The sequence below is a fragment of the Bacillus sp. SIMBA_005 genome (assembly GCF_046535585.1).
GTDB lineage: Bacteria > Bacillota > Bacilli > Bacillales > Bacillaceae > Bacillus > Bacillus pumilus.
This window is the reverse complement of record NZ_JAWRWI010000053.1, coordinates 1-447: the sequence shown is the minus strand read 5'-3', so window position 1 is coordinate 447 and position 447 is coordinate 1. Positions and strand designations below refer to the sequence as shown.

Here is a 447-nt window from a genome sequence, read left to right as displayed (position 1 = left end):
ATGCGACACTCCTAGGCTTAGCTGACCGTCAGAGCGTATCGGTTAGTGCTGCGGAAGTGTGAGCGTTGAGTGACTCAGGGGATGAGGATGATGCTCGCGACGGTCGCTGACAGCACGCCCAGTCCGATCATGAAGAACTCGGTGATGCCCCAAGCGGCCTCACCCATCGCCGTCGAGCGCACCCTCTCCGGGTCGATCATCGCGTCGAAGTCGCCGAAGGATCCTTCATAGTTCTTCGCTCGGCGGTATGCCAGGATTCGCCGCGTCACAGCGATAGCGGGGCCTCCGACGGCCAGCACCGCACCGAAGACGAAAAGGAACCGGGCAACGTTAGCGAGGGATTCATCCACCGCCCGAGGCTATCGGCTAGTGCCACGTGATAGCGAGCGTCGCCTCAGTGTGCGCCAGTCGCCCGGCCGCATCACGCGGAGCGCGTGAGCCCTTCCC

The 447-nt window shown here is 63.3% G+C and carries 1 protein-coding gene; it reads right to left on the bottom strand.

The annotated features are described in order from the left end of the window. Positions 1-74: 74 nt before the first annotated feature. Positions 75-350, bottom strand: coding sequence for a hypothetical protein (locus tag SB660_RS19040; RefSeq protein WP_410583777.1), 276 nt, complete (start codon positions 348-350; stop codon positions 75-77). Positions 351-447: the final 97 nt, after the last annotated feature.